The 2,503-nt window shown below is 63.1% G+C and carries 5 protein-coding genes; 1 reads left to right on the top strand and 4 read right to left on the bottom strand.

Translation table 11 applies throughout. From position 1 onward, the window contains the following. Positions 1–170, top strand: a 170-nt coding sequence (locus CCR82_RS01695; protein WP_276570509.1) for an IS1 family transposase, incomplete at its 5' end; no start/stop codon positions are given. Positions 171–184: 14 nt separating this feature from the next. Here CCR82_RS01695 and CCR82_RS01690 read toward each other — a convergent pair. The 4 genes from CCR82_RS01690 to CCR82_RS01675 form a co-directional block, all read right to left on the bottom strand. After that, the gene (locus tag CCR82_RS01690) at positions 185–646 is read right to left on the bottom strand and encodes a hypothetical protein (protein WP_201243602.1); all 462 of its coding nucleotides are present in this window, start codon (positions 644–646) and stop codon (positions 185–187) included. A gap of 217 nt (positions 647–863) precedes the next feature. Further along, positions 864–1,463: a transposase gene (locus tag CCR82_RS01685; RefSeq protein ID WP_201243600.1), complete on the bottom strand. Its 600-nt coding sequence runs from the start codon at positions 1,461–1,463 to the stop codon at positions 864–866. Next, positions 1,370–2,215 carry a hypothetical protein gene (locus CCR82_RS01680; RefSeq protein WP_201243598.1) on the bottom strand — a complete coding sequence of 282 codons (846 nt, stop codon included), beginning with the start codon at positions 2,213–2,215 and terminating at the stop codon, positions 1,370–1,372. The genes CCR82_RS01685 and CCR82_RS01680 overlap by 94 nt, the downstream gene beginning before the upstream one ends. A gap of 40 nt (positions 2,216–2,255) precedes the next feature. Next, the coding region (locus CCR82_RS01675) for a hypothetical protein (RefSeq protein ID WP_201243596.1) at positions 2,256–2,503 on the bottom strand (248 nt) is incomplete at its 5' end.

Below are 2,503 nucleotides of genomic sequence, written 5' to 3'. Positions count from 1 at the left end.
GCGGTCAAACGAATCACATTGAACGCTTCAATTGCACACTTCGTCAACGGGTCTCGCGGTTGGTCAGAAAAGCGCTGTCATTTTCAAAAAAGCTTGACAACCATATTGGTGCAATCTGGTATTTTGTTCACCATTACAATGCCTCGCTGCCAGTGAATCAAGAATGCTGAAACCCTCTGAAGTCCTATAGACTGGGGCACCACCCCAAGTCGTTTCGTTGGCGAAATAAGGTCAACAGCTGCAACAGTCTTTGCCGCAACCAAGCTTTGTCGCCTTCGGCACCGATCCAGCCGGTGAGGATGTTGTTCAGCGGCACCGCATTGTCACCAGCCTGAAGCTGGAGCTTCCGAAACCGTTGCGCATGCGTCTGCCCGAATTCCCCCGTCGCACGCCACTCGAAATCACGCCGTATCCCACCTTCGCAGGCCGCAAACAGCGCCAAGGTGGCGAAGACCCCGCGCTTAACCGTCTGCCGGCGCAAGTAATCTTGCCATTCGCTTAGCGTCATGCCGTACAACTCGTCACCGATGTCTTCACTGAGCACGGCACCGCATTGGATCGCAGCACGCAGTCCGCGGAGCCCATCCTTGGTCGCGATATACCAAGTGAAGGCCCCATCGATGTCGGGGAAGACCGACTCCTTCATGCCCCACCCAGCACCACCTCAAGCACGTTGGCCAAGCCCGCCTCATCCAGTGGAAACCCACCTCGGCGCGACCGATCCGGGTAGGCCGACCAACCCCAATCACACTCCTCGGCAGGCATCCCAGGCTGCTCCCCTTCATCGGCAGACTGCGCCCTGTCTGCGATCAATTTGACTTGGTCGCGAGGTCCAGCCCTTTAAAGGTGGGTCGCTAGCCGTGTTAACGCCCAGCCAGGAGTTTAGCCGTGGAGACATGCGGCTTGCCCTTATGCTTGGTCCGCGGCGTGGGAGGCTTTTTCGGTCCGCGCGGGCTCTTGCGCAGCTTCTTGAGGTTGACGCGCTGCGCCAAGGCGAGCAGCAAGGCACAGAGTTGGGCGCGATCGGCCTGCGCAAAGACCTGCCAGTGTTGCTCCTCGACCGCGATGGTGAGCCCCTCGCTGGTGCGGGCGATCTCGCCGGCCAGGTAATACTCCGAGACCGTCTCGTCGACGTTGGCCTCGGGGTGGGCGGCGCGCAGCGCGGCCATCACCACCGCATAGAGGTTGAAGGCCACCAGGGCCAGGCAGAAGCCAAACAGCGCGGCCTGCGGATAGCCCAGGGTATTGAGCTCGGAGTTGAGATGCCCCTCGAGCTTTTGAAACGCCGTCTCGATGGTCCAGCGGCTGCGGTAGAGTTCGGCCGCCGTGGCGGCCTCGGCCTGTTCGGCGGGCAGGTTGGTCAAGACGATCAGTTGCTGATCGCCGTTGCGGGTCGGGCGCTCGAGTTCGAGCACGATGCGCCGCCAGGTCCAGGTCTGTCCCTCGGCATCGGTGACCTGCACGGCCTGCTCGAACAACGCCCCCTCGGGTCCGGTGCCGACCGGTTGCAGGGCACTGAGCGGCTTGATATTGAGCCCCTGTGATGGCGGATGAGGAAGGCGGCCTGACGGCGGGCGATGGCGGCCAAGAAGGCGGTCACACAGACATTGCGATCGGCGATCCACAGCTCATCAGCCTGCACCGTCTCGGCGACCTCATCGAGCAGGCTGCGCTCCTGGGCATGGCCATCGGCGCACGGGAAGACATCGCTGAGCAGGCCCCGGGCGTCATCGAAGACCACCAGCGACTTGCCTGGCAAGGGCGCCGCAGCACTGTCGCGCAACGGCTTGAGCCGCCGCTCGCTGGCGGCCAAGCAGTTGCCGTCGAGGTACAGGAGGCGATAGCCCGGCAGGCGCTCGGCCCGGGCGCCACCGAACTCATCGATCAGCTCGGCGGCATCCTGGGCGGTCAAGCGCACCAGCCCTTGCGCGGTCGACACCTCGACCCCCTTGAGCTTGTCATAGACGGCCACGATGGAGGCGGCGATCGACGCCTCCCGATAGGCGGCATTGACGTTGGCCTGCACCCGGCAGATGACCTGCAGCATCAGCCCGACCAGCGAGGAGAACAGGATCTGGCGCGTGTACTGCGCCCCGGACGCCGACTCGAACCAGCCCTCGAGCCGCTCGGCGTTGAGCAGCCGCTCCAGCAGGCCGCGCACCATCACGCTCGCCGGCGCGCGTTCGGCAAAACGCTCCAGGACACCGTCAAACATCCGCGCATCAACTCCAGGGTCGCCAGAAGATACCTATAATTTACACGGTGTTGACCACCAGGGTCTCTGTGGATGCCGGCGTGGGTGGCGGCTGCTGCGCCCAAAACGCGTCCACGCAGGTGCTCAACCCGGCCTGCTGACGTTCCAGCGTCTGCACCGATTGACGCACCTCGAGCACGCGCTCGAGCAGGTCGTTGGTCTGTGCGTAGGGCTGCTCGATCATCAGCTGTTCGTTCCAGGACTGCAGCAGAAACGAGGTGCAGGTCTCGGGGAGTTTCAACCGCGCAT

It is taken from the genome of Halochromatium salexigens, from assembly GCF_016653295.1.
Lineage (GTDB): Bacteria > Pseudomonadota > Gammaproteobacteria > Chromatiales > Chromatiaceae > Lamprobacter > Lamprobacter salexigens.
The sequence above is the reverse complement of the archived record's forward strand: the minus strand, read 5'-3'. Positions and strand labels throughout refer to the sequence as shown.